At 65.1% G+C, this 3,813-nt stretch carries 3 protein-coding genes; 2 read left to right on the top strand and 1 reads right to left on the bottom strand.

Translation table 11 applies throughout. The annotated features are described in order from the left end of the window. Together ACNA7R_RS19640 and ACNA7R_RS19635 are read left to right on the top strand one after the other, a co-directional pair. Nucleotides 1-833: hypothetical protein (locus ACNA7R_RS19640; protein ID WP_416285229.1), on the top strand; the 833-nt coding region annotated here is incomplete at its 5' end. Between the two features lie 441 nt (nucleotides 834-1,274). Further along, nucleotides 1,275-1,580 (top strand): hypothetical protein, encoded by a 306-nt coding sequence (locus ACNA7R_RS19635; protein ID WP_416285227.1) that lies wholly within the window; start codon nucleotides 1,275-1,277, stop codon nucleotides 1,578-1,580. Between the two features lie 540 nt (nucleotides 1,581-2,120). Here the strand turns inward: ACNA7R_RS19635 and ACNA7R_RS19630 are convergent. After that, a complete protein-coding gene (locus ACNA7R_RS19630) occupies nucleotides 2,121-3,632 on the bottom strand; it encodes a PQQ-binding-like beta-propeller repeat protein (RefSeq protein ID WP_416285225.1) in 1,512 nt (503 codons plus the stop codon). Nucleotides 3,633-3,813: the final 181 nt, after the last annotated feature.

Raw genomic sequence — 3,813 nt, 5'->3', positions numbered from 1 at the left:
GCAACGGGAGCGACGACGACGGTGGGGACGAGACCGACGACGAGGGGAACGAAACGGACGACGACGCCGACAACGAGACCGACGACGAGTACGACGGCGAAGAGGCCGACGACGAGGACGAGTTCGGCGGCGAGGAAGCCGACGACGAGGAGTCCGACGACGCGGACGAGGACGCCGACGACGAAGACGGTAGTGACGACGAGGACGACACTGACGACGAGGACGACGAGGAACTCGACCCCGACGATTACGAAAACGAGATCGTCAACGACAGTCCGCTCGAGGTCGCCGAGTTCGAGGCCGGAGACGGCTGTGAACTGACCGCGAGGATCGCCCGACCGGACGACGAGACCGCCGAACTCCGGTACGATTTCGTCGTCTACTACGGCGACGAGATCCTCTCGGAGTCGCGAGACAACGGCTACGAACTCGACGGAAACGACTCGAGCCACGAGCTAACCGCCGTGCTGGAGGGCTGCGACGACGCGACCCACTACGGGTTCGAACTGCACGGCTACGAGGAGATCGACCGTTCCGACGACAACGACGTCGACGGATACGTCAGTATGGAGGGCGGGACTGACAACGTCTTCTCGATCCAATCCCACGAGTTCGACGGCCAGAACTGCCAGGTCGAGGTCGACGTCTACAACGAAACCGGCGACCCGATCACGGGCTTCGTCTGGGTCGGTCTCCGGGGCGACCGCGGCGAACAGACCGAGAGCACCGAGATCGATCTCGAGGGCGGCGACAACGAGACGATCACGTTCGGCGCGCAGAACTGCGGCGAGGTCCGAGCCTACGAGGTTCGCGGCGACGTCCTCGATCAGTAGGACCGCTACCGGGCCTCGAAGCCGCTCAGATCCTATCGACGACTTCGGGCGTGCTCGAGAACCGTCGGACGAAAGGACATCGAACAGCGTTTCGATTCTCGTGAGGAGTGCTCGTCGCCGTACGGTAACGAGGCATCGAAGGCGGACTCGTGTGCAGCGCGGTCGATGAGGACGAGAGGAAAGTGGGGGGAGTAGCCGGAGATGCATGCGAACGGTCGAGCGTCAGCGGCGGGACCCTCCGGCTAATTCCAACTAAACAGCTACGCAATAAATACTTTCTGTTTAGTTGTCGATCCGACGATATCGGATCACGAGCGTCGACACGGCACTCGAGCGAAACGAGATCTGCGGACGAACTACGGCGGGAGCGCGAGCAGTTTTAGGGCCCACCGTGTCAATATGAACCATTTATATGGTGTGCGACGAATGCAACAATCAATAATGGACGGGTCAAACACCGAGCAGGGGAGTGAGGTAGGGGAGCGGATCGCCGCCGCCGATCTCCCGACGGGCTGGCAGTACGATCCGAACTGGACGTGGGGGGCGGTCGACGCCGTGGTGTACCACGAATCGCTCTTCGGGGTTCTCGACGGCACCGACGAGGAGAGTTACGTCGTCGAGATTCGAGAGTCGGAGCTTCTCCTCCGGCGGATTCGTCGAGACGACGACAACGACGTCGTCGACCAACTGGAGCGAACGAACGAGACCGACGATCTCGAGTCGCTGCTCGAGGCCGCGGACGTGTAACGTCGCCGAAAAGGGCTGCTGGCCGGGCCGGAGTTCGCGTACTATGGCTGTTGAGCGTATTCCGTCGGCCAGTGTCGACTATAGATCGGCCCGACAAATACTTTCTGGCGACCATAGGCTGAATAGAATTTGCGGTGCCGTCATCGGGCGCTGGTTGCGGAGTGGACCCCTCACGTTTGCCGCGGCCGTCGCCGTTCGGTTCGCCCTCGTCCGACTGAAGCCGTCGGTGTTCGTCTCGCAGGTCGTAACGGCCGTCAGCACGGCTCGCGCTCGAGTGAGGAAACTGCTCGTGGCGAAACCGATCGGGGATCGATATCCTCGACCGGCCCGTCGCGGGTCCCGAACTCGAACGAGCCCACCACGACTCTCGAACGTCGGGACGCGACGGCAGTGACGGGGATCCCACCCGTGGTACCGATCTACCGATTCACAGTCGGTCACTCTACGGTAAATACTTTCGTCAGACATTGTGTTGGCCGATAACAATTACAGCCGATGAATCGCCGCTCGAGGCGATGGGTAATCGAGTCGAGAACCGGACTACCCCTCGAGGTCGTCGTCGACCGTCGCGCGGCGACGGAGCCACTCGAGGCCGAGCGCCCCGCCGGCGATCCCGGCACCCGTCGTGAACCCGGGCATCCCCTCGGCGGTCCCATCGGATGCGTCGTCCGTTTCGTTCCCGTCCCCGCCACCGTCGGTATCGTCCGCACCGGTCGTCCCATCGGCGTCTTCATCGTCGGCGTCGACGTCCGCGTCGCTTTCGTTGGCTTCGTCGTCGCTTTCGTCAGCGTCGGTCGTGTTATCGTCCGCAGATCCGTCGCCTTCGTCGGTGCCGTCAGTCCCGTTGCCGCCGTCCTCGCCCGGTTCGTACTCCGCGTCCTCGCCGGCCTCGTCACCGTCGGATTCCGACTCGTTCGTTTCGTTGCCGTTCGCGTCGGTATCCGTTTCGTCGCCGTCCGCGTCGTCCACCCGATCGCTACCGTCCGTTTCGTCGGATTCCTGCTCGTCCGCTTGCCCCTCGGTTTCCTCGTCCCCCGCCTCCTCGTCCGGTTCGTCCTCGTCGTCGGCTTCCTCGTCGGCCGTTTCCTGCCGGAGCGCGACGAGCCCGTTCTCACCGGTCGTGTAGAGCGTGTCCTCGGTGACGGCGTACCACTCCGCCAGCGCGTCGACGTCGACGACCGGATGGGTGAACTCCCACCGTTCGCTGCCGTCCGCGAGGTCGAATCCGAACACCGCACGTTCGTTGTACCCGGGGTAGTACGGAACGACGATCGTGTCCCCGACGATCGAAGGGTCCCGCCAGCCGGTCGTTCCGCCGACCTGCTCCCAGCCCTCGCCCGTCTCGTAGTTGTGAATCCGGAGCGCGTCGCGACTGACGGCGACTCGAGTCTCGGCGGTCGCCGCGGGTGCGAACACGTTCGGAACCGCGTCGACGCGGTCGCCGGTCGCCGCGTCGACGACCGGGAAGTCGTCTTCGGGGCTTCCGCTGACGTACACGCGCTCGGCGGTCGCCGCGATCCCGGAGAACGAGAGCCCGCCGTAGTCGCGTCGCCAGTGGGTCCACTCGGTCTCGCCGTCGGCGGCGTCGAACGCGGCACACCCCGCGTCGCCGGCGACGGCGTATACGAGTCCGTTCGCGACGGCGACGGGCGCGGACCCGAAGGACGCGACGTGACTTTGAGGTTCCGCCGCGACCTCGTCCACCGTTTCCTCGAGTTCGACCGTCTCCCGGCTCCAGCGCACCGAGCCGTTGGTCAGGTCGAACGCGAACAGCGACTCCTCGGCGACGACGTAACCCGTCCCGTCGGCGACGGTCGGGCTCGTCACCGCCGGTTCGTGGTCGGCGGTCGTCTCGTCGAACGTCTCGCTCCAGCGGACGGTACCGGTGTCGGCCTCGAGCACGGTCAGTTGTTCGCCGCCGACGACGACGCGATCGCCGACGACCGCCGGCGTTCCACCGGCGCCGATCTCCTCGCTTTCCCACAGCACCGATCCGTCGGCGTCGTCGAGGGCGTGGACCGCCGCCCAGCTCAACCGGTTCCTCACCGGCACCAGCGATCACCGCTACCACACCGCCCTATGGCTGACAGCGAACACCGGGATGCGGCGCTGCGAGATCCTCGGACTCCGCTGGGGCGACGTCGACCTCGACCGGGAGCTGCTGTGCGTCACCCGATCACTCGTCTCGGTCGTCTACGAGCTCCACGAGACCCGCGGCAAGTCACGCACCGCA

This window comes from Natronococcus sp., assembly GCF_047921035.1.
Lineage (GTDB): Archaea > Halobacteriota > Halobacteria > Halobacteriales > Natrialbaceae > Natronococcus.
The sequence above is the reverse complement of the archived record's forward strand: the minus strand, read 5'-3'. Positions and strand labels throughout refer to the sequence as shown.